This window comes from Fibrobacter sp. UBA3718 (assembly GCF_002371935.1).
In the GTDB taxonomy this organism is placed as follows: domain Bacteria; phylum Fibrobacterota; class Fibrobacteria; order Fibrobacterales; family Fibrobacteraceae; genus Fibrobacter.
The window spans coordinates 236,733-258,265 of the sequence record NZ_DFHR01000024.1 but is presented as its reverse complement, the minus strand read 5'-3'; the positions used below and the strand labels follow the sequence as shown (position 1 = coordinate 258,265).

The following is a 21,533-nucleotide window of genomic DNA, read 5'->3' as shown; positions in this document are numbered from 1 at the left end:
ATCAGTCAACCCTCTTGAATCTAACGGTAAATGTAGAACCCTTGCCGGGTTTGCTCGAAAGCGAGATGGTCGCTTTGTGTGTTTTGACGACTCTCTTCACGATGGCAAGCCCGAGTCCGGAACCCTTGGTGCTGCGGGTCATTTCGTCTCCCACGCGGTAGAAGTCGTTGAAGATGTTTTTTTGTTCCGAGGAGGCAATGCCGACACCCGTATCGGCAACCGAGAATACGGTGCGGTCCTCTTCGTTGTAGACGCTGATGGTCACCTCGCCGGGTGCGTTCGTGTACTTGATTGCGTTTTCGATGAGGTTCTGGGCTAGGCTGTAGAGTGCCGTGTAGTCGCCCATGACGTAGGCGCCCGGCTCGAACTTTGTGTGGAATTCGAGCCCCTTTTCGACCCCGATGTCTTCGACGGCATCGAATACCTTTTTCGCGCACACGGAAAAGTCGAGCCGCTCCCACTTGAACGCTCCCGTGCCATGTTCCATGCGCGTGTAGTTGAGAATGGCTCCGATTAGGTTCTCGAGTCTGGAGGCTTCCTTGCCGATGAGCCCGGAATATTCCTGGACCTTTTCGACTTTCACGACGCGCCCTCGCGCCATCATTTCTGCAAACATCTTGATGGAAGTGAGCGGGGTCTTGAGCTCGTGCGAGACGCTGGAGAGGAAGTTCGTCTTCATGGCAAGGAGCTTGTGTTCTTGGATAATAAAACGCAGCATGAAGAACGAGCCGAAGATGACGGTAATGAGCGAGAACAGGAGGAGCCCGTACATGAGGAACATCCTCTGGCGTGATTCCTTGCGTATTTCCGAGACGTCCTTCTCGTAGAGCGAGAATTCCCATGGGAAAGCTTCGGAAATGCGGGATTGCGAGAGTATGTTAGAACTGTCCGGAATAGCGCCTGCGAGTAGGGAATCGTTTTCGTCGATGATGGAGAAGGGAACGTTTTTCCAGCGCTGGGAAATGTTCTTTACTTTGTCTATAAGTCTCGCCCTGAAGGCGTCTCGGTCGATTTTGGCGATGACGACCTGGTTCCCGGACAGGAAGGGGTAGTTCATTTTAAATAAGGTGATTTCGGAATCGTTGCGGTAGAGAATGCCTTCGCTGGAAGCATACTCGTTGTCCAGAAGTTCCTGGAAGAGGTTCCTGTACTTGGAAAGAATTTCCATGTACCCCAGCTGCCGGTTGAAGTTTGACCGGAGGTTCCAGAACGCCTCGCGTTTTTCTTGCGGAAGGTCTTCAAAGGAAAGAATTTGCGAGAATGCGGTCTCGAAGAAGAATTTGGCAGAAGGAATGTCCTCGATGCTTTCGCTCTGTAAGAACTGATTCAGTACGGAGAGGCTGTATTCCTCGGCCTCGGCGTGTTTCTTTTGCTTGACGAGGATTTCGAAGTGCAGCAGGTTCACCGAGCGGGTGAGGTCCGCGTGCAGGTAGCCCTGCAGGTGCGGATTGTTTTCGAGTACCCTTAGCCACTTGAGCGCTTCATCGTAGTTCTTTTCCTTGTAGCAGAGGCGCACGATTCCGAGGATGTTCAGTACCTGCTCGTTCTTGGTGGCGAAAGGTGAATTCGCCTTGATGAGCCTATGGAGGAGAACTTCCCGGCTGGTGGTGTCCTGTTCGGCTTCGAAGAGCCGCTGCTCGTTTATGCTTGCGACTATGGAAGAAAAATCGTGAGTCTTGTAGAAGTGCTTCGACGAGATGTCGGGATAGACGAGCTTCCCGTTGTTGTAGAGGAAGATGGCCTCGATGCCTTGCACATCCTTGAAGGATGCCGCGTTACCGAATTCGAGCAGGCTTCGCGGTTGCTCGTAGAGGAAGATGGAGGCGGCCTTTGTTTCCTGATATATCTTTTCTTGTTCTTTCTCGACGGCGTCTTCTATTTCCTTCTGGAGCGCGGCCTGGTTCTCGTCGAAGTTCTTTTGCGCAAGGAACATCTCGTTCTGGATGTTCCTGAACCCGAGGAACGTAAGTATTGCCGTAGGCAGGATGATTCCGCCCACGAACAGGAGGATGAGGACCAGGTTGCCTTTGGAAAAGTGCATCGCCATTCCCCCTTCCTACAGGGGGAGGCTGGCGGAGATGCCCGGACACAGCAGGACGAGCACGCTGCTCGCCATGAGCAGCATCATCAAGGTGAGGGCCAGAGCGGCCGTGATGAATAGCGCCTTTGTCACTTGACTATGTTTGCCCTATGGGTGATGGAAACCCTGTGCCCCATCTCGATGCGACGATTGTTGGAATAGACCTCGCGGATGAGGACGGCGGCTTCGTTCGGTGCGGCCCTGGCGATGAGCCCGCGTCCGAGCAGACGCGGCGGAATGGAGTCGTCGGAGTTGTCTTCTTCCCAGATGGCCACGGCATCGCCGGTGTTGTAGCCCTGTTCGATGCCCTTGTCGATGAGCACGTAGGAGTAGCTGCCGATGATGAGCATCGGGTCCATCGCATAGCGGATCTGGGCCATGGAATCGATGGTGACCTGCTTTTCGTCGGAGTAGCCGCTGACGTTGATGGTGTTGAGCGGCTTCTTGAGGCGGGCCTTGGAAATGTTGATCTTGATCTCACGGAAGCTCTGCATAATCATGGCGCGCGAAAGAGTGTCGCCGATGGCGGTAATCTTTGCGATGCCCGAAAGCCGGAGCAGTGCGAACTTGTCGAAGCTGTGCGACTGCTTGCTTGCTACTTCGATGGGCTTTGCTTCGAGAATTTCGACGAGGTCACCCTTCTTGAGGCCCGGCATGTTCTTCTTGCCGATGCCGACAACGACTTCCATTTCGGGAATGTGGAGGATGGGTTCCTTCTTTTCGCCGGAGCGGATGGAGAAGAAGCTGCTGTCGTTCCTCAGGGAGTCGATGGTGTAGACTTCGGGGGCGAGTATCTGGTAGTAGCCGTTGAAAATCTTGGGAGCCGAACGCTGCTTGTAGAAATAGGTGTCGGCTTCCTGCTTTTTCTTTTTCTGCTTCTTGTCCTTGTCGCGGAGGTTCCCGAGCATGTTCTCGAATTCGCCGGTGCGTTCGTCCTTTTCGTCGCAACCGGCGCTCTCGACAGAATAGCCCTTGCCCTTGGGGAGGGCGGAATCGGGAAGTGCCGCGCTGCAGGGATACTTCTTCTTGTCGGAAGGAATCTGCATGACGCCTTCTTCGCGGATGCTGTCTCCCAGGTAGATGGAGTCACCGGGGTAGATCCAGTGCGGGTCCTGGATGTGGCGGTTGTTTTCCCAGAGGTCGGGCCAGGCGAACGGGTCGTGTAGGTATTCGTCGCTCAGGTCCCAAAGGGTGTCGCCCTCCTTTACAACGTAGGCGGAGGCGATCAGGGCCGAAAGGCCGAGGGAGATTGTCGCACACTTGAAAAAATTCATATAGAACCTTGTAACCCTTTGAATGAAAACGAGTTAACTAATAATAATTTAATCTTTTCTTTGCCTGCGGGGAGAACTTTTTTGGACAAAATGGGGAATATCGCCCCTATTTTGGGGCGTAACGCGTTCGACGGGGCGCTGGACGGGGCGTTTTCCGGCCTTTTTGGCCCCGAAACCGCCCAAAAGGCCTGCCCGGTCGGGGACGAACAGCATCAGGAGCTCGAATCCGGCGGTCCCGGGTTCGAGATCCAGGGGAATTGTTTTGCGCAGCATGTAGCCCTTGTCACGGAACCGCTTGATTTCTTTCGCCGCGTTTTCGAGGTCGGATGTCTGCAGGAGGATTCGTTCGGGGCGGGACGAGGCGATGGCCTGGGCGAGCTCGGCGTTGAAGGTCGTGTCGCTCCCGGTATTCAGGTAGAACGTCCAGCGGCCTTCGTTCTCGTCCTTGGAGAAGAATTTTTCTAGGAAAGCCGGTTCCAGGTGCGCCCTGTGGAATCTCAGGTTGTCTTCGAGGAGGGTGCGCGCGTTGTGCTTTGTAGAAAGCATGGCTGTTTCGCGACAGTCAAGGGCGTCGATGCGTTCGAAATCGTTAGAGAGGCTTGCCGAAACGAAACTGGAACCGCTGAAGAACTCGAAGAACTTGTCCCCGGGGGCGGGGTGGATGGCGTCGCGGATTCTCTGTGGGAATTCCAGCCAGGTATCCTTGATTTTCGGGGCCCAGTCGAGGACGTGCATTGAAAGTCCCGTGCTGGAAAGGGGCATGAAGTCGCTTCCGAAGACGGCCTTCGCCTCGACGCGCATGTTGAGAGGCTTGGTCGGGTCGAATAGGTAATTCGGTGTGCAGCGGAGCTGGTGGCAGCTGATGATTTCGGGATGGAATCTTTCGACGAACTCGAGGAAGGTCTTGCTCGCGTGGGCGGTGGTGCTGCCGTGGAGGTTGGCCTGGATCAGCATGGCGAAACGGCCGTCCCCGGTCGCCCGGAACCAGATTTGACGGAGGGCTCTCTTGAAGGGGCGAAGGTGTTCCTTGTGGAGCTGCTCCAGAATTTTCTGGACACACTCGGGTGCGGGCATGTCCTTCGCGGGAGACTCCAGAGAAATGGATTCGTGCCCGTCCACAAGCTTGTTCAGGATCCTCCAGTCCGAATGGTCGCTTTGCGCATCCTTGGTGAACCAGGCCTGAATCTTGCCGGGGATTTTTTCGTTCTCGGCCCAAGCCGTAAGCTGTTGCTTCTTCTCGTCGAGTGTCAGCGCACGGCGGATAGGCCTTGCCTGTGCTACGGGCTGTTCCTTTGTACGGGACGGCTTGGAAGAACCTGTATGGAACTTGCCTGCTACAAGCTTTTTCGGGGCGCGTCCTGTGGAAAATTTTCTTTCGTTTTTTTCGAACATCGGTTAGGGCTCTTGATACTTTAGAATCTTCGAATTATTCGGAATTGTTGTATGCTACACGAGGAATCGCGGATAGATCCAGGAACATTCGCGTGCGAGCATCTTCGGGAACTCGCGGAACGAACCGTTAATCTGGAACAGGTTGAGGCCGCCTTCGACCGGCGTGAGCGAGATGACGCTGTCGGCGCGGGATTCCAGGTAGGGGTATTCTCCGTTGTTGCAGGCGGTGACCACGGCACATCCGGTAAGGGCGATAATCGTGTCGACCATCTGCATGAGAATCTGGTGCGGAGACCCGGTCAGCCTCATGGATTTCGGATTGTGGAGCACTGCCGATATGGGGTCGATGACGACGACGCGGTAGTCGTGGTTTTCGAGCTTCTTTGCTCCCTGAATGCGCTTCGCGATAAGCTGGGCCGTCTCGATGGGTGAAAGCGCTACGCCGCGGAGGTTGAGGAAGCCGAATTTGGGCGTGTTGGCGCTGAGCCCGCGCTTGTTGCCGAGCATGTGGAGGCGGTTCAGGAATACGGACTTGGTGAGCTCGAAGTTGATAAAGAGCACGTCGTTCGAAGAAGTGGAACTTCCGAACCAGTCTTCTCCGTAACAAATAGAAAGCCCCATGTCCATCAGGGCAAGCGACTTCCCGCTCTTGGGCGGTGCCTGGAAGAGGAAGAATTCGCCTGCGCGCAGCATGTTCTCGATGATGCTCGCATCTTTCTTGGGCGCCTCTTCGCTGTCGCTCGCGAGTTCGATGAGAGGTTTTCCGTCGAGGGAGTACTCGACCCATTCCTGCCATTCCTTGAAGTTCTTCGCCCCCTGTTCGAGGCCGATGAGATACTGCTGCTTGCCACCGCGCAGCACGCCCGGCATGCGGGCCATCATGGTGGGGCTCTTGTTCGCGGAATCTACCTTGAAGCCTTGGGAGTCGAGCGTCTTGAAAAGGAACTCGATGCGCTCGTCGTATTCTTCGCGGTCGTTCGCGCCAATCTTGATCCAGGCCTGTACGGAGTTCGCACCCGTGTTCACGAGGGCGGCGCAGGGGAGGTTCAATGCCTTGTAGTAGGCGAGCTGCTTTGCAAGGGACATCTTCGGGTTGTCGACGACGGCGTAGCGGTAGCGCCAGCTTTCGTCGCTTGCGTCGGCTCCGCCCTTGGTCGCGTTCACGCAGATGAGCGCGCCTTCCTGGCTGTCCAGGCTCTTCATGATTTTCTTGATAGTGTCGTCGCGGTCGACGATGTTCGAGACGAGTTCGGAAGTGGCGGTCGGCGTGTCGGAAATCTTGAAGTCGATGGTCTCGTCGTTTTCGAAGGTGACTTCGAGGAGTTTCGCGAGGTCCTTGCGCCAGTCGGCGGCGGGCCAGGGGATGGAAAGAGCCTCGGGGTCGATCTTGAAGTTCTGCAGCAGTTCCATGGACTGCGTGTCGAGGCCGAGCGCAAGCATCTGCTCCATCGAGATCATGCCGGCAGGCATTGGCGATATGATTGTTGCGCGCTGCGGGGCGACTGTTGTCGCCGGGGCTTCGCCCGGTGCTGCGGGAGCAGCAGCCGCAGCGGCGGCCTTTTCCTCGCTACGGTCGGTGGAGCGCTTTTCGGTAGAGAATGCCCTGCGGAGGATCTGCTCAACCTCGTCGGGTTCCATGCCGTCGTCACGGGCCTTGCCTCCGAGCTGGAAGCTTGCGTCCATGAAGGTCCAGCCTTCTTCCTTGGCGGCTTCGCCAACCTTGAAGAGTTCGCTTTTCAGTTCGGCGGGACTGTATTTTGTCTTGAGGAACTGGTTGATGACTTTTCTTGCGCTTTCCATACGGACCTCTCTTCCGTTTTTATTCCAAGATAAATTTATTTAGGCCTTAATGCGGAGTCTCGCACATTCGTAGAGTCCGAGGGAGAGAGCTACGGATGCGTTGTAGGAGTGGGCTTCGGGCATCATCGGGATGCGGAGGACGGCGTCGCATTTCTTCTTGATGAAAGGCGGAAGTCCGACGTCTTCACCGCCTACGGCGATGACCGCCTGGTCCTTGAATTCGAACCCGGCGAGGTTTGTTTCGGTGTCGGCGTCGAGACCGAGAATCTGATAGCCGGCCATTTTCAGTTCTTCGATGGCGCCTTCCAGGTTGTCGGGGCGGCAGACGCGCATTTTGTCGAGTGCTCCCGCCGATGCCCTCGCGACACTCGGGGTGATTCCGCACATGCCTTTTGCCGGAATCATGAAAAGGTCGACTCCCAGGGCGAGGCAGCTACGGATGCAGGCGCCGAGGTTTCGCGGGTCTTCGATGTTGGTCGCGACGGCGATGAGTTTCTTTTCGCCCTTGTCTACCGCATTGAAAAATTCCTCGCGGACATCCATCCAGTTCAGCAGTTCCTTTTCGTTCATGAGCGCGACGACGCCCTGGTTCGGCCTTGCGTAGCTGTCGAGAATTTTCGAGTCAACCTGCTGCACGTGGACGTGAGCGCGTTTTGCGGCCTTCTGGAGTTCGTAGAGCTTGGGGTTCCCGGACTGGTGCATGAAGAGGATGCGGTGAATGCGCAAGGGCTCCTTGGCGAGAAGCTCGGAGACTTCCCTGATCCCGCCGACGGCGACCTGCGGCTGCGATTCGGCGTCCCCCATGGCGGTGACGATGTTTTCGGGACGGGGCCTGCGGTCGAAGTCACGGCTCCTGAAATCATTGCCTTTGAAATCGCGGCTGCCGAAACTGCGGCTTTCAAAATCGCGGTTGCCGAACTTGCGGTTGTCGAAGCGGCGTCCGAAACCGGGTTTGCGGTCGCTGCCGGGACCGCGACGATTGTCGTCATTGTCAAATTGCATTCTGTTGCTCCGTTGAAAAACTATTGAGTATTGTCTAGTACCTTGGCTTGCAGGCGATGACGGTATCCATCTTGATGTCGGTCGCCTTTTGTTCCAGCGGTTCCTTGGAAATCTGTGCCGGGGTCGCGATTCCCGCCTTGTAGGCGCCCGGGTATTTTGCGAGGAAACGGTCGTAGTAGCCCTTGCCGTGGCCGATGCGGTTGCCGTTCCAGTTGAACTTTACTCCCGGTACGAGGAAGACGCGGATTTCGCCTTCGAACTTTTCGAGACCTTCCCGCGGTTCCATGATGCCGAAGTGCCCGGGAACGAGATCCTTTTTCAGGTTCGCGACCTTGTAGAAATTCATGATGCCCTCGCCTTCGCAGCGCGGGAGCAGGAGCCTGCCTTCGCGTGCGAGTTCCTCGATAATGGGCAAGAGGTTGGGCTCTCCCTTGAGCGGGTAGAACGCGGCAATGTGGTGCGAGTCCCTGTAGCCCGGAATCTCGTGAATCTGCACCCAGGGTTCCTTGATGACGTCGTCGCCGTTCTTTTCGCGCCGTTTCTTGAGGACGAGGTCGACGATGGGGCTACTGCCGAATACGAGCATCACGAGGATGGCGAGTGCGATTGCCGGTAGAAGGGACATGGCCTAATCCTCGCCTATGCGTTTTGCTGTCGGGAGTTTCTTCCGGAGAATCCCGTTCCAGAGGTCCTTTTGCCACGACATGAGGTGGGCTTCGCTATACCGTTCTTCCCAGGCCATGTTGCCGGGCGCGGCAAGCCAGATGAGCTGCCCTTTGTTTGCCAGGAGCGAGGGGTCGAGGTGTAGGATTTCGGCTTCCTCGTCGCGCCATATCTTGAGGGCGGCTAGGAGTTCCGAGTGGGGGATTACTGGTGGAGGCGGAGCCTTGGGCTTGCGTTCGGGCCATTCGCTTTTGGGGGTGGAAACGGCCTGTTGCAGCATTTCCTTGAAGGAATCGAGACGCTCGTCCCTGAAGTTTCGCGGAAGCTTTGGAAGCTGTTCTACCTTCACGTTCGGGAAATGCGCTTGGGCCGCGCGCACTATGGCGAGCATGAGTTCGGCGGGCATCACCTTGTAGGGTGGGCGGTCCATGGCTTCGGCTTGCTTTTCGCGCCATTCCCAAAGAAACTTGAGAATGTTGAGCCCGCAGGGTGGAAAAATGTTGGAACCGGAAATGCGCCAGGGGTCGTTCGTCTTTTCTCCCGGGTTCTTCGCGTGCTCGATGAGAACGCGTCCCTGTTCCATGAGCCAGCCGTAGCGCCCTGCGGCGATGAGCTTTTCGGAAAGGATGGCGCACAGTTCGTGCAGGTAGAAGGTGTCGTGGATGGCGTATTCGCACATTTCGAGCGGGAGTGGGCGAATGGTCCAGTCGGCGCGCTGGTTTTCCTTTTTGAGTTCGTCACCGAAAAATTTCCGGACGAGGTCTGCAAGCCCCAGGTGTTCTTCGCCCAGGAACTTGGCCGCAAGCATGGTATCGAAAATGCTTTTGGGTGAAAACTTGTAGGTCTGCCACAGGAGCCGCAGGTCGTAGTCGGCCCCGTGGAAGATGACCGTTTGCATGGCCCGTGTCGAAAAAATCGGTGAAATATCGACGGCACAGAGCGGGTCGACGATATAGTGGTGTTCGCCAATCGTAATCTGGATGAGGCAGAGCCTTGCAAGATAATGGTGCATGGAATCGGCCTCGGTATCCACGGCAGCCATATCGTAGAGTTCGAGGTCCGCGATAAGGTTCGCGAGGCCTTCTTCGCTGTCGACCAGGATGTATTTTTCGTTCTGCATCATTTTCTTTAAATTTAAATAAATAACGCTTGCCGTTTTAGACCGCCCCGTAAATCTTGCTATATTTGCGCCCATGAAAAAGATATCCCTTACGGGCATCAAGCCCACCGGCACACCTCACCTGGGTAACTATCTCGGTGCAATCCGCCCCGCTCTTGAACTTTCGAAGACCTACGATACGGTCTACTTCATTGCGGACTACCACGCTCTCACTACCGTGCAGAACGGTGCCGAAATGCGTGCGAATATCTACAAGATTGCGGCGACCTGGCTTGCCCTTGGCCTGAACCCGGAAGAAGGCCTGTTCTACAAGCAGAGTGACATTCCTGAAATTTTTGAACTCAGCTGGGCGCTCAGCTGCTTTACGCCGAAGGGTTTCATGAACCGTGCCCACGCCTACAAGGCGAAGGTCGAGGCGAACAACGCCGCCGGTGAAGATCCTGATGCGAACGTGAACATGGGCCTCTATTGCTACCCGTGCCTCATGGACGCCGACATTTTGATGTTCAGCGCCGACATCGTGCCCGTGGGCAAGGACCAGAAACAGCACGTGGAATTTGCCCGCGATATCGCCATCAAGTTCAACAAACATTTTGGGCAGGACGTTTTCACCATTCCCGAACCCGTGTTCCAGGAAACGACCGGTATTATCCCGGGTCTCGACGGTCGCAAGATGAGCAAGTCTTACGACAACGTCATCGACATCTTCCTTGAAAGCAAGGCCTTGAAGAAGAAAATCGGCAAGATTGTCACGAACTCTCAGGGTATCGAAGAACCCAAGGATCCGGATACCTGCAACGTGTTTAAGTTGTACAAACTCTTCGCCACGCCGGAACAGACCGAGGCGCTCGCCGCCCGCTACCGCGCCGGTGGCATGGGCTGGGGACACGCGAAGCAGGAACTCCAGAACGTTCTCGAAGAACACTTGGGTGCTGCCCGCGAAAAGTACTTCTACCTGCTTAACCACACCGAAGAAATAGACAAGATTCTCGCATACGGCAAGGAGAAGGCCCGCGTGAAGTCGAAGGCGATGATGGAGAAGGTGCGTTCCCTGTTGGGCACATACTAATCAAGATAAACAAGATTGCCAGAATCCCATTTGACCCAGTTGCATCGGCTACTGGGTTTTTATAGATTATGGGTAATGCGAGTCCTTGTCTTGACATTCCTTTTGGCCTTTGCGTCCCTGGCCGCTGAACCTGCGGTGAAGGACTCGTTGGCTATAGAACCCTCTGTCGCGGATTCTACGGAACGAACTGCCAAGAAGAGTGTCCCGCTCCCGCGTCAGTCTGCCTATACGGGTTATGGACTTTTGGTGGGGCTTGCGGCAGGAATCTTCAATCCGACCAAGGAATGCGATTGCCTCGGCGTTTGGCAGGGCCAGTTTGAATACTTCTATAGCGACTGGATTAGTGCGGGGGGGGACGTGCGGTTTTTCGGGGGAGACCTTGATACGGACGTGATGCTTCGCTACCAGAGGTACCGGGTCAATACGCGGTTCCATTTCCCGCAGGGCTTTTGGGATTGGTTCGTAGGCCCGATTGTGGAACTGGAAAATACGGACCTTGAGGACATCCGCGAAGAATGGCACCAGCGAGACGATGAATGGTGGCTTCCGATACCGGGGGGGACGAAAAACGAAAAACAGGAAATAGAGGACTGCGAAAAGATGTTCTCGTTGGATGGATTCTCTATTGGAGTCGAAGCCGGGGCGGGAGTCGCGTTCCTTACGTATTTTGGAGCGACGGGAAGCATCCTTTACGAATACAATTTTGGCGGGGCCCAGCTCCTGACGCTAGCTCCGGGCGTGGCGTTCGACATGCAGGAGGTATGGTCGTGGGCGAAGAAGCGGCTGTCGACGATGTGGGTCTCGTTCGAAATGGGTTTCCAGCGCTTCTTCAACAGGTCCGTGGATTCGTGGGCGATGTCTGCCTACCTGGGTGCCATGATCGGTTTTTAATTCTATATTTGATTCGTCTAAAATTTTCTCAAAGGAAAAACAATGGCTAAGAAAGAATCCAAGAAAAAAGTGGTCCTCGCCTATAGCGGTGGACTCGATACGAGTATCATCATCCCCTGGCTCAAGGAAAACTACGACTGCGAAGTGATCGCTTTCGCTGCCGACCTCGGTCAGAACGACTTCCCGGACGCTAAGGCCCTCGAAGACAAGGCCCTCAAGACCGGCGCTAGCAAGTGCTACGTTCTCGACCTCAAGAAGGAATTCCTTGAAGACTACGTTTGGCCGACCGTTCGCGCCGGTGCAAAGTACGAAGGCACGTACCTCCTTGGTACCTCTTTCGCCCGTCCGCTCATCGCCAAGTACCAGGTGAAGATTGCCGAGAAGGAAGGCGCTTACGCTGTTGCTCACGGCGCTACCGGTAAGGGTAACGACCAGGTCCGTTTCGAACTGACCTACGCCGCTCTCAACCCGAAGCTCCAGATCATCGCTCCGTGGAAGGACCCGAAGTGGACGTTCCACAGCCGCGAAGACGCTATCGACTACGCTGCCGCACACAAGATTCCGCTGAACGGCATCAGCAAGAAGAAGATTTACTCCGAAGACGGCAACCTGTGGCACCTCTCTCACGAAGGTGGCGTTCTGGAATTCCCGGAACAGGAACACAAGTACGAATTCCTCAAGCACACCGCCACGTACGAAAAGGCCCCGAACAAGGCCGACCACGTGACGATTACCTTCGATAAGGGTAATCCGGTGGCTATCGACGGCAAGAAGATGGGCGCTGTCGAACTCCTCGAATACCTGAACAAGATTGGCGGCAAGAACGCTTGCGGTCTCTTGGACATCGTCGAAAACCGCCTCGTTGGCCTCAAGAGCCGCGGCGTGTACGAAACTCCGGGTGGCACGCTCCTGTACAAGGCTCACGAATGCCTTGAACAGCTCGTGCTCGACAAGGAAACTTTGTTCGAAGCCCAGAAGATGTCCATGACGTACGCGAACCTCGTGTACAATGGCCAGTGGTTCACTCCGCTCCGCCAGGCTATGGACGCCTTCTTCACCGAAGTGAACAAGGTTGTTACCGGTGACGTGACCCTCAAGCTCTACAAGGGCAACATCATCCCGGCCGGCATCAAGAGCCCCTACAGCCTCTACGATATGGGCCTCGGTGGATTCACCGACGTCGACATGTACGACCAGAAGGACGCGACGGGCTTCATCCGCTGCTTCGGCCTTCCGCTCAAGACGCGCGCCCTGTTGCTCGGCAACAAGACGAACGTGGACTTCGGCAAGGAAGTCAAGCTCCCGAAGAAGTAATTCGGCAGCCCTGTCCGCATGAAAAATCCCTCGGTTCAAAACCGGGGGATTTTTGCATTAGAATTCTGCCAGGTACCCGGCCCGCCAGAGGATTGCGGGCTCGTCGTGCTTCATGAAGTAGTAGATGGGGTAGGCGATCTGGGTGAAGAACCCGAAGAGGTGGATCCGCATTTCGGCGGAAACGTCCAGGGATTCCTTGTAGTTGTAGGGGTAGAGGTACATGGCCCCGTTCGCCTTGTTCAGTGCCTGGTGCATCTTGTTGGGGGCTTCTGCGAATTCGTAGCCGCCTCCGACGCCCAGGTCTACTCTAAACGGGAGTTCGCGGAAGAAAGTCCAGTCGAACCCGCCGCGGAATCCGCACCAGAAGTCGTTTTCGCCCTTGTGGATGCCGAGCCCTTCTAGGTGCAGGGTCAGCGCCTTGTAGCCGATTCCCGCTTCTATCATGACCGGGGTTGGCTGCCCTGCCGATACGCCGGCTTCGAACCTCCAGGGAGAGGCGTTTTGGGCATGTGCGAGCATGCTCAGGAGCAGGATCAGTGTCGCGGCTACGCGGGTCATGTGTGCAATAATAGAAAACGCCTGCCCATTTTTGCCGAAAAAGTGCTATCTTTAAAACGAACATCCGGCCCTGTGGGTTACGCCCGGGCCAAAATGAGGAAAACAACATGAAAATAAAATCGCTTCTTTTGGCATGCGCTACCGCTTGCACATTTGCTGCTCCCGCCATGGCGGAAGGCGGCATGTTCGAGGGCTCGCTTCCCGAGAACTGGACTGCCGATGTGGTCGCCGCTGTCAAGTGGAACTACTACAACTTCTCCAACTGGCAGCAGGATGGAACTTCCAACTACACCTGGCTTGTGTCCTTCGATGCCGACGTGACGGGCAAGTGGAAGGTGGCCAACTGGCGCAACCTCGTGAACCTCGCCGTGGGCAAGACCTGGACGGATGGCCTTGGCCAGCGCAAGTCCGCCGACAAGATCTTCTGGGAATCCATGGTCGACTTCAACATCACCGAGAAGTTCAAGCTTTACGCGGGTAACCGCTTCGAGACCCAGTTCCTCGCCGGCTATACTTACAGCACGGACGACGAGGGCAACGAAGTGAAGAAGGCCGTGTCTAGCTTCATGGATCCTGCATATGAAACGCAGGTCGCCGGTGTGGCCTTCATCCCGAACGACATGTTCAGCCAGCGTCTCGGTTTTGCTAACCGCATGACGATTTCCAACGGCTATGGCTTTGCCGATGACAAGGATACGGAAAAGTTCGAAAAGTTCAAGGATGAACCGGGCCTTGAATCCATCACGGAATTCAAGTATGCGTTCTCCAACATTGCTAGCTTCAAGAGCCGTCTGTGGGCTTTCGTGAACTTCAAGGGCATTGACGAAATCGACGGCAAGTGGGAAAACCTCCTCGCCGTGACGCTCGTTCCTTACGTGGAACTCCAGGTCGGCTACGATATGGCCTACGACAAGGACTTGGACCGCGACGCCCAGTACAAGACGATGGTACTCTTCGGCCTCACCTGGCGCTGGTTCTAATCGACTCGCGAACGGAAAAAATTTTATCCCCGGCCTAGCCGGGGAATTTTTTTGTACAAACTAATTTTTTTAACTGCTAGGCGCGGGTGAGCAAATCGTTCATCCAGGCATCGCGGTGCTTGCGCAGCGCTTCGAGCGACTTGTCGTCGGCGCCGCTTTCGTCTCGGAGCGCGATGAGTTTCTTGTAGCCGTCGATAAGGGAAGTTGCCTTGGCATAGCGTGGTTCGAGCTTCGAAAGTTCGTCAAGGATGGCATCGTCGGAATAGAGGCGCGAGATGCCTTCGAGCGTGTGGTCGACGAACGAGTCCTCGTTTCCTTTGGCAAAAGCCTTCTCGGCTTCGGTGAACTCCAGGGGGCGGATCCTGTCGACCCAGGCGGTTTCTTCGGCGTATAGCTCGTTGTCTTCGGCGATGGCGTTCTTTTTGCGCAGCAGCTGCAACTGGCGCTCCATGTAGGGACGGTAGCTTTCGGTGTCCGTCTCGATTCCCTGTTCCTTGAGGAAGGTGTCGAGGTTTGCGAGGGTGGTGCGCGTGGGGTTGTTGAGCAGGCATTCCTTGAGCACGGCGAGCTTGTCTTTGGGGAGCATGTTCTTGAAGGAATCCGATTCCAGGCTGTTGGCCTTGATGCGCAGGTAGAGGACCCTTAGCAGGATGAGCGCGATGGCGATGGCGAAAATAATGGACCAGTTCATGTCCCAAATATAGAACCGGGTCACACAAATTTGACGAAAAGGGAAGTTTGGACCCCGACTGGAGGTCCAAACTTCATGTTTTTTGTCACGCAAAACCGTAAAACAGCTTTTTTGCGGTGCTTTTTGAAAAAAAAAGAGAATAAATCATCGATTTTGGTTTATATTTAGTATGTATATATACGAATAGAACCTATGTTGAGTAGGTGGAGATTGGATTATATGAAGACAAAATTGGTAGCAGGACTCTCCGTCGCTTTTGTCGGATTGTTTGGATTAACTCCGGTTCACGCCGATGTCGCTGGCGCGGCGAACTTGGATATCATCGTTCGCGATTTCCCCGTGAATCATCCGGACTTCGAGAACTTTTCCGAAGAATACATCAGCACGGGTGACGGAAACTACTGTGGTGGCCAATGCGGCAACAAGATTTTGGCCAAGAACTATCCCGGTTACGACCAGGCGTGGTATGGGCTCGCTCCTTATCACAATTCCTGCGGTAACGGTCGTTCTAAGGCCGGTGCCTGGATTGGACAGGATGGCAAGCCTAATGTTTTGAACCCGTATTTGCCGACGTACCTGCAGGGGGTTACGACGGCCCAGGAACTCAAGTACGGCGAATGTAACGACAAGACGGCCAGGGGATGGACCCGTCGCGGTTACGAAGCGTACCAGGCGGGCGCAATCAGCGGTGCAAAGTGCAACGGGAACTTCTGGGCTAATACGGTGTATTATACTCCCGGCATGGTCCAGTCCTACCTGCAGTTTATCCCCGATCCCGCTACGGGAGAACTCGACATGCTTGACGGCGTGAAAATCCTGGGAACCGGGGCTCCGTTGTGCGACAACCAGTTCTTCGACCAGTGGTATGCCGACGGAAACGGCTGGAGCAAGCGTAGCAACACGGTTCTGGTCCTCCCGTCTGTATCTACGGGTGTCTATTCCATTGACTATAACTACAGTAACGGCGGATACTTCCCGCTCGATATCGTCGATACGAACACGCAGATGCGTATTGATATGGCGACCAAGGCGAACGGCGGCTGCTCGACGGACCAGTGTGACCAGTGGGGTCCGCAGACGCTCTCCATCTTCTGCCCGCCGTATGATTACCAGTATGCGGGTGACCAGACGGACATGATGGGCTCGAAGACCAATGCCCTCTGCAATTCCTGGCTTGCTAACGGTGGCCCCCGTACTCCGACGGCCGCCCAGGCTGCCGCTACCGGTGCGGGCACGCTCGGCCAGCAGCACCTCCGCAACTATGGCTTTACCATGATGGGTTACGCCAAGTTCAAGTATCATTCCAAGAACCAGTCCCCGAACCACGAAATCTTCGAGTTCACGGGTGACGACGATATGTGGATTTTCGTGGACGGCGTGCTTGCCGTGGACCTTGGCGGTACACACCTTGCCGCTCCGGGCCGTGTCGATATCGAGACGCTTGCTGCGAATGGTCATGGCTGCGTGACGGACCCTGCCCTTGCCGTTCTGGGGGCACCTCCTCTTGCGAACAAGACGGGAACGGGTGAAAACTGCCAGCCGAAGGGCGATGGCTCTGTCCATTGGGCAGACAACACCTGGCATCACCTGCACTTCTTCTATGCGGACCGCCAGTCCGACGGTTCCAACATGTACATGAAGACTTCCCTTGCTGAACTTGCTCCGACCAAGTATGGTCAGCCGACAGTCAAGGATGCCGCTGTTACCGTGACCGACGGTGTGGCGACGACAAGCCTTATTTTGAATACGCCGCTTTCTGACGAGACGATTGCCATGATGATTGCAGGCGGCAACTCGGAACAGATTCCGACCCTCGTCGTGGCGCACTGCACCAACTACGATGCTGCCGCCGGTGCCTGTGCCGCTTATGATACGCTTGGCATGTATGTGACCAGCGTGGAATTTGTCATGGACAAGGGTGCCGAAGGTGTTGTCTACGATATCAAGGGCAAAGTGAAGGACAAGAATAACGTAGAAAAGTCCCTTCAGGGTGGCGATATGATTGCGTTCAACTATCCGAACAATGATCCTCTGAGCGAAGCGCATAACGCTTGGAGCGAAAAGATGTTCGTGGTAAACGAATTGGGTCAGCTGGTTCCGGTCTACATCACTTCTTCGGCGGGCAAGACGGTTGAAAGCTTCCCGACGGAATGGGCTTCGACGAAGCTGATTGTGAACCCGACTACGGTTATCGACATGAAGGATACGACGCTTGTCCGTCCGGAATTCTATGTGGATGAGTTGACGGCTTTGGCCGAAGCGTCCGATGACGGAATGCTTAAGAATAACGCCACTGCCGAGTTGCTGATTACTCCGCTTCCGACAGACTTTATTGATGGCGGAGACCAGAACGGCTGGCTCAAGGACAACTGGGACGCCATTACGGGAGCTCCGGTTGGTGCTGATGGCCATGCCGGTGCTGCTGTGACATGGCCGAACGCCAAGATCAAAAACAACAACGGTGTGCAGGGCGATAACGGGACTCCGGTGATGGGCCGCTGCTATGCGGATGCGAACGGCACCGAAAGCTGCTCCAGCATCTCGTTCCGTACGTCGCAGCCTTTCCAGGTGAACGTGCGCGTGTTTGACCACCTTGGCCACTTCATCAGCCAGTACACCGAAAGCGTGAAGGATCCCAACGTGTTCCGCCAGATGGTGACGGACCCGGTTGTGAATGCTGGTCTGCAGGGTCAATACTGCTTCCCGGACAAGGGCGAACCGGTCCAGACGAGCGGTGTTGCCGAAATGATGGTGACCATCAAGATGTATCCGATTTCTCAGCAGGGCCGCAAGCTCGGCACGGGTCCCTACATCTACCAGGTGTCCATCATTAAGGAACATTACAAGTACTGCGCCTACATGGGCAATGGCGCCACGCAGTTCGTGGATGCCCCGTACCAGCGCGCCTCCTACACGACGACTCGCGGCTACCTCCGCCGTGGAAACTAGTTCGGAAGGACAAGCTTGAAAAGGACCCGGCAAAAGCCGGGCCTTTTTTATATATGCTCGAGGCCCGCCCTAGTCCTGTTTTTCCCCGATGAGTGCGAATGGTTCAGCGTCTGTGATGCGGACCATTAGCGACTTGCCTGCGGGAATGTCGCCAACGAGGGCTACCGGGCGGTAGGCCTCGTTCCGCGCGATGGAGGTGCCACTCCGGTGGCCCGCCTTTTCGGCGGTGACGCGGCACTCGCGACCCATCCATCGGGAATTGTTCTGTTGCGCGATTTTTTGGAAGGCTTCGGCGAGGATGGCCGATCGTTCGTGTTTGACTCGGTCGGGCACGCGCAGTGCCGTGTCGGCCTCCATCCGCGCGGCGGCCGTTCCCGGCCGGGCGACAAAGCGCGTGATGTTGCATACCGTCGGTCGGGTGTTACGGAGCAGCTGGAGTGTCGCCTCGAAGTCGCTGTCCGTTTCGCCGGGAAATCCGACGATGAGGTCGGTGCTGAGGGTCGCTAGCGGGAAGCGCGTGTTGAATTCGTCGGCGAGCCGGAAAAAGTCACTTGCGGAGTGCCTCCGGTTCATCGCCTTCAGGATTCTGTCGCTCCCGCTCTGCACAGGAATGTGGATAAACTTGTAGAGACGGTCGTCCTGGAAACATTCCCAGAGCGAATCTGCGTATTGCTGCATGTGGCGCGGGTTTCCCATGCCGAGGCGCATCCGGTAGTCGCCGGGAACATGCGCGAGAATGTCCTGCGTGAGTTCTGCAAGGTTTGTCCCGATGTCGAACCCGTAGCAGGCGCAGTCCTGGCCGGTAAGCTGGATTTCGGAGCAACCGTCAGCTACGAGCTGTTTGACCTGCTCGACGATTCCTTCGGGGGCGTAGCTTTTGAGACGTCCTTTCACGAGGTGCGTGCTGCAGAACGCGCAGGCGTCGAGACAGCCTTCCTCGATATTCACGATTCCTGTGAACGGCGATTCTCGAAGGATCCTGCCTTGCATCGGAATTTTGGATTCCGCGACTAGGTCGCTAATTCCAGCGGCGGCGGAAATTTCCTTTAAATCCGTAAAAGCTACGTTGTTTGTAAATCTGGAGGCTTCTTCGCGGAAGTCCTTTGGGGCGCACCCTGTGATGAACAGCGGCACATCCGGAAATGATTCGGATGCGGTCCGTAAAAGTTTCAGGGCCCCCGCGTTGCCCTTCACGGTGCAGACGTTCAGGTAGATGGCGTCAGGCGTAACCTGCTGACTTGGCTTTCCTTGTGCGGTTGACTTCGCTTCCGGTAGGCTGAACAGGATGCGGCAATCCGGGTGTAGGGTGGCTAGCGCCCTTGCAATGCGTTCCCCGTCGCCGAAATTTGCGGCACACCCCTGGCTGATTACGGCAAAAACCGGATTCTCGGCACTCATTTCTCGAACCGCTCCAGCGTGATTCCCGGGTAGTAGTGCGTGAGGATGGTCTTGAAATCCTGGCCCGCGGCACTCCGGGCGCGGACGCCCATCTGGCACATGCCGACTCCGTGTCCGAACCCTTTGCCGGAGACTGTCCATTCGCCTTTCTTGTGTTCTATCCTGAAGAACGACGACGGGAGGATTGTCCCGCCCTTCTTGAACAGCCATCGCACTTTGTCGCCCCGGACTTCGAACCTGCCCTTGTCTGTTTCGACGGCGAGCGTGAGGATGCGTCCGCTATTGAGCGTGTCCTTGACGACGATGTTCTTGATTTTCTTGAAATCGGGAACTTTGGCCTTGGCTTCTTTCCCGTTCTTCTTTATGAGGGATTCGAGTTCCTTGTCGCCGAACTTGCGTTCCCACTTGCTGTAGCTCGATTCGTTGCACCATGGCGTACCGTCTTCGCGCAGGTCGGGTGCACTCTTGAGATAGGGAAGGTCGGGCCGCTCCCAGGTGGCAAGCGTCTCGCTCATGCCCCCGCAGGTGGAGTGGTAGTAGGCGATGATGAACTCGCCGTTGTAGATCATGACGATTCCTGCGGTCGACTTCACGGCGCTGTCGGTAAGCGGAGTTGCGCTTTGTAGGCCCTTGTACACCTGGTCCTTGGTGTCGGCGTACACGTCGAAGCCCATGGATTCGCGGCTGCCGAAGTGCTTGTAGGCATACGTGCGCGCGGCGATGGCCTGCGATTCGAGGGCACTGAACCTGCTGCTGTCGAGCTTGCCGATTTCGTAGGGCACGACACCGCGCAGGTAGTCCTCTACGTCGACCACGTTTACTGCGTTTATCAAACCCTTGCTTGCGCTTACGTAGAAGTGCCCGGGGTAGCACGCGGTGGCGAGTTCCTTTGTCGTCGGCGCGATAGAGATGCAATTCCCTTCGCCGTAGATTTCCTTGCTGTCGAGCGTGGCGGCGTTTTCCTTGCCCTGGAACTTCACCTTGTTGCCCGCTGGGGTTATGTGTATGGTCTCGCCTTCGAGCTTCAGGTAGAGTTCCTTGACGCCGACATAGACTCCCACTTTCAGGGGGCGGTTCAGGTTCTCGGGAATCTTTTTTGCGATGACGCCTGCCGGCAAGTTTGCGCTTGCGTTGTGCGTTTCGGAGACGCTTGTCGCTTCGATCGGTGTGAAATTTACGGGTGCCCCGTAATCGGATTCGTCGTTTGTCTGCTTCTGTCCGGCGGAGTCCTGCGGTAGAGCTTGCTGGACGGGTTTTGTCTCGGGCAAAACCGGCAGTTCAAAATCGTCGGCAAACGCTATTGCCGAAAGTGCGAAAACGCAGAGCGCGGAAAATTTAGGACACCCAATCACCAACCGCCGGTCACTTCTTCTTCAGTTTTGCCTGGGTCTCTTTCGCCATCTTGCGGAGCTTGGACTGGTTCATCGTGCGGTCGGCGGTAGAAATCTTGTCCACGAACAGGTCGCCGTTCAGGTGGTCCGTCTCGTGCTGGATACAGCGGGCAAAGAGCCCTTCGCAGTTATGGATTTCTTGCGGTTCGCCGTTGATGTCGAAAAAGCGCACACACACCTTGTCCGGGCGCACTACATTGCAGAAGATATCCGGAAGAGAGAGACAGCCTTCGTCGTAGTCCACGGGCTTCGCATCTTCTTCGGGTTCCCATTCGGGGTTGAACATGATGTAGGGACGCGGGTCCTCCTCGCCGGGGATGGCCGTGTCGATGACCACGAGGCGGATGTTCCTGCCAATCTGCGGGGCGGCAAGTCCACAGCCCGGGGCGTCGTACATGGTTTCGAGCATGTCCTGTGCCAGTTGGCGCAGTTCCGGAGTGATTTCGGTAATCGGCTCGCTTTTTTTGCGGAGCACCGGGTCGCCGTAAATGCGGATGGGGAGGAGGGCCATGGGTTATTCCTTGTCGCGGATTACTTCTTTTCGTCCTTCTTTTCTTCGGCGGACTTTGCTTCGGCGTTCAGCACGCGGAGAATGGCGCCCTTTTCGAATTCGATGAGGGTCGTGGAGGATGTACGCACGGTCACGTAGCCCGTGGAATCCTCGATGTTCGTGACGGTGCCGATGATGCCGGCGGTCGTCATGACCTTGTCACCCTTCTTGAGGGCCTTGCGCATTTCTTCCATCTTCTTCCTTTCCTTGCTCTGCGGGCGGATGAAGAAGAGCCACATCACGACGAACAGGAGGATGATGGGAAGGAATCCCATGATGCCGCCGCCGGGCTGCTGTGCAGGGTCGGCTTCCTGGGCGAATGCGGCGATGGAGGAAAGGGTCACGAGGAGTGCGGAAAGTTTCATGTTTAGCCTTGTTTTAAGGTGATTGTTTGTTTCGCGCGGAAATATA

At 56.0% G+C, this 21,533-nt stretch carries 18 protein-coding genes; 5 read left to right on the top strand and 13 right to left on the bottom strand.

The features are described 5' to 3' along the window. Position 1: 1 nt before the first annotated feature. From B4A77_RS11595 to B4A77_RS11565, 7 genes are all read right to left on the bottom strand, one after another. A complete protein-coding gene (locus tag B4A77_RS11595; protein ID WP_173382596.1) occupies positions 2–2,041 on the bottom strand; it encodes a sensor histidine kinase in 2,040 nt (679 codons plus the stop codon). Between the two features lie 128 nt (positions 2,042–2,169). Next, on the bottom strand, positions 2,170–3,354 hold the full coding sequence (locus B4A77_RS11590) for a LysM peptidoglycan-binding domain-containing protein (protein WP_173364832.1): 1,185 nt from the start codon (positions 3,352–3,354) through the stop codon (positions 2,170–2,172). 48 nt (positions 3,355–3,402) lie between these two features. Then, positions 3,403–4,746 (bottom strand): hypothetical protein, encoded by a 1,344-nt coding sequence (locus B4A77_RS11585; protein ID WP_290732069.1) that lies wholly within the window; start codon positions 4,744–4,746, stop codon positions 3,403–3,405. 54 nt (positions 4,747–4,800) lie between these two features. Further along, complete coding sequence (locus B4A77_RS11580; RefSeq protein WP_290734983.1) at positions 4,801–6,546, bottom strand: AAA family ATPase; 1,746 nt, start codon at positions 6,544–6,546, stop codon at positions 4,801–4,803. 39 nt (positions 6,547–6,585) lie between these two features. Beyond that, on the bottom strand, positions 6,586–7,548 hold the full coding sequence (locus tag B4A77_RS11575) for a TrmH family RNA methyltransferase (RefSeq protein ID WP_173364835.1): 963 nt from the start codon (positions 7,546–7,548) through the stop codon (positions 6,586–6,588). Between the two features lie 34 nt (positions 7,549–7,582). Then, the gene (locus B4A77_RS11570) at positions 7,583–8,173 is read right to left on the bottom strand and encodes a 5-formyltetrahydrofolate cyclo-ligase (RefSeq protein WP_290734981.1); all 591 of its coding nucleotides are present in this window, start codon (positions 8,171–8,173) and stop codon (positions 7,583–7,585) included. A 3-nt stretch (positions 8,174–8,176) separates the two neighbouring features. Beyond that, entirely contained in the window at positions 8,177–9,334 is a 1,158-nt protein-coding gene (locus B4A77_RS11565) for a ribonuclease D (protein WP_290740866.1), read from the bottom strand. Between the two features lie 70 nt (positions 9,335–9,404). On the opposite strand from B4A77_RS11565, the gene B4A77_RS11560 reads away from it, so the two are divergent. The 3 genes from B4A77_RS11560 (at position 9,405) to B4A77_RS11550 (ending at position 12,605) form a co-directional block, all read left to right on the top strand. Next, positions 9,405–10,400 carry a tryptophan--tRNA ligase gene (locus B4A77_RS11560; protein WP_290732060.1) on the top strand — a complete coding sequence of 332 codons (996 nt, stop codon included), beginning with the start codon at positions 9,405–9,407 and terminating at the stop codon, positions 10,398–10,400. Positions 10,401–10,475: 75 nt separating this feature from the next. Continuing rightward, entirely contained in the window at positions 10,476–11,291 is an 816-nt protein-coding gene (locus B4A77_RS11555; protein ID WP_290734977.1) for a hypothetical protein, read from the top strand. A 42-nt stretch (positions 11,292–11,333) separates the two neighbouring features. Further along, a complete protein-coding gene (locus tag B4A77_RS11550) occupies positions 11,334–12,605 on the top strand; it encodes an argininosuccinate synthase (protein WP_290732054.1) in 1,272 nt (423 codons plus the stop codon). Positions 12,606–12,662: 57 nt separating this feature from the next. Here the strand turns inward: B4A77_RS11550 and B4A77_RS11545 are convergent, their stop codons facing one another. Then, on the bottom strand, positions 12,663–13,163 hold the full coding sequence (locus B4A77_RS11545; protein WP_290740863.1) for a hypothetical protein: 501 nt from the start codon (positions 13,161–13,163) through the stop codon (positions 12,663–12,665). A gap of 107 nt (positions 13,164–13,270) precedes the next feature. On the opposite strand from B4A77_RS11545, the gene B4A77_RS11540 reads away from it, so the two are divergent. Then, on the top strand, positions 13,271–14,143 hold the full coding sequence (locus B4A77_RS11540; RefSeq protein WP_173382391.1) for a DUF3078 domain-containing protein: 873 nt from the start codon (positions 13,271–13,273) through the stop codon (positions 14,141–14,143). Positions 14,144–14,219: 76 nt separating this feature from the next. Here B4A77_RS11540 and B4A77_RS11535 read toward each other — a convergent pair whose 3' ends face one another. Continuing rightward, the gene (locus B4A77_RS11535; protein WP_290740860.1) at positions 14,220–14,834 is read right to left on the bottom strand and encodes a hypothetical protein; all 615 of its coding nucleotides are present in this window, start codon (positions 14,832–14,834) and stop codon (positions 14,220–14,222) included. A 219-nt stretch (positions 14,835–15,053) separates the two neighbouring features. On the opposite strand from B4A77_RS11535, the gene B4A77_RS11530 reads away from it, so the two are divergent. Next, the gene (locus B4A77_RS11530) at positions 15,054–17,783 is read left to right on the top strand and encodes a fibro-slime domain-containing protein (protein WP_290732046.1); all 2,730 of its coding nucleotides are present in this window, start codon (positions 15,054–15,056) and stop codon (positions 17,781–17,783) included. A 69-nt stretch (positions 17,784–17,852) separates the two neighbouring features. Here B4A77_RS11530 and B4A77_RS11525 read toward each other — a convergent pair whose 3' ends face one another. From B4A77_RS11525 to yajC, 4 genes are read right to left on the bottom strand one after another with little or no spacing between them, the layout of a single operon-like run. Next, positions 17,853–19,181 (bottom strand): MiaB/RimO family radical SAM methylthiotransferase, encoded by a 1,329-nt coding sequence (locus B4A77_RS11525; RefSeq protein WP_290740856.1) that lies wholly within the window; start codon positions 19,179–19,181, stop codon positions 17,853–17,855. Further along, positions 19,178–20,533 carry a SpoIID/LytB domain-containing protein gene (locus B4A77_RS11520; RefSeq protein WP_290740853.1) on the bottom strand — a complete coding sequence of 452 codons (1,356 nt, stop codon included), beginning with the start codon at positions 20,531–20,533 and terminating at the stop codon, positions 19,178–19,180. Before B4A77_RS11520 ends, B4A77_RS11525 begins: the two co-directional genes overlap by 4 nt. Positions 20,534–20,543: 10 nt before the next feature. Continuing rightward, on the bottom strand, positions 20,544–21,083 hold the full coding sequence (gene def / locus B4A77_RS11515; RefSeq protein ID WP_173366197.1) for a peptide deformylase: 540 nt from the start codon (positions 21,081–21,083) through the stop codon (positions 20,544–20,546). Between the two features lie 20 nt (positions 21,084–21,103). Then, positions 21,104–21,487: a preprotein translocase subunit YajC gene (yajC, locus tag B4A77_RS11510; protein ID WP_290734967.1), complete on the bottom strand. Its 384-nt coding sequence runs from the start codon at positions 21,485–21,487 to the stop codon at positions 21,104–21,106. Positions 21,488–21,533: the final 46 nt, after the last annotated feature.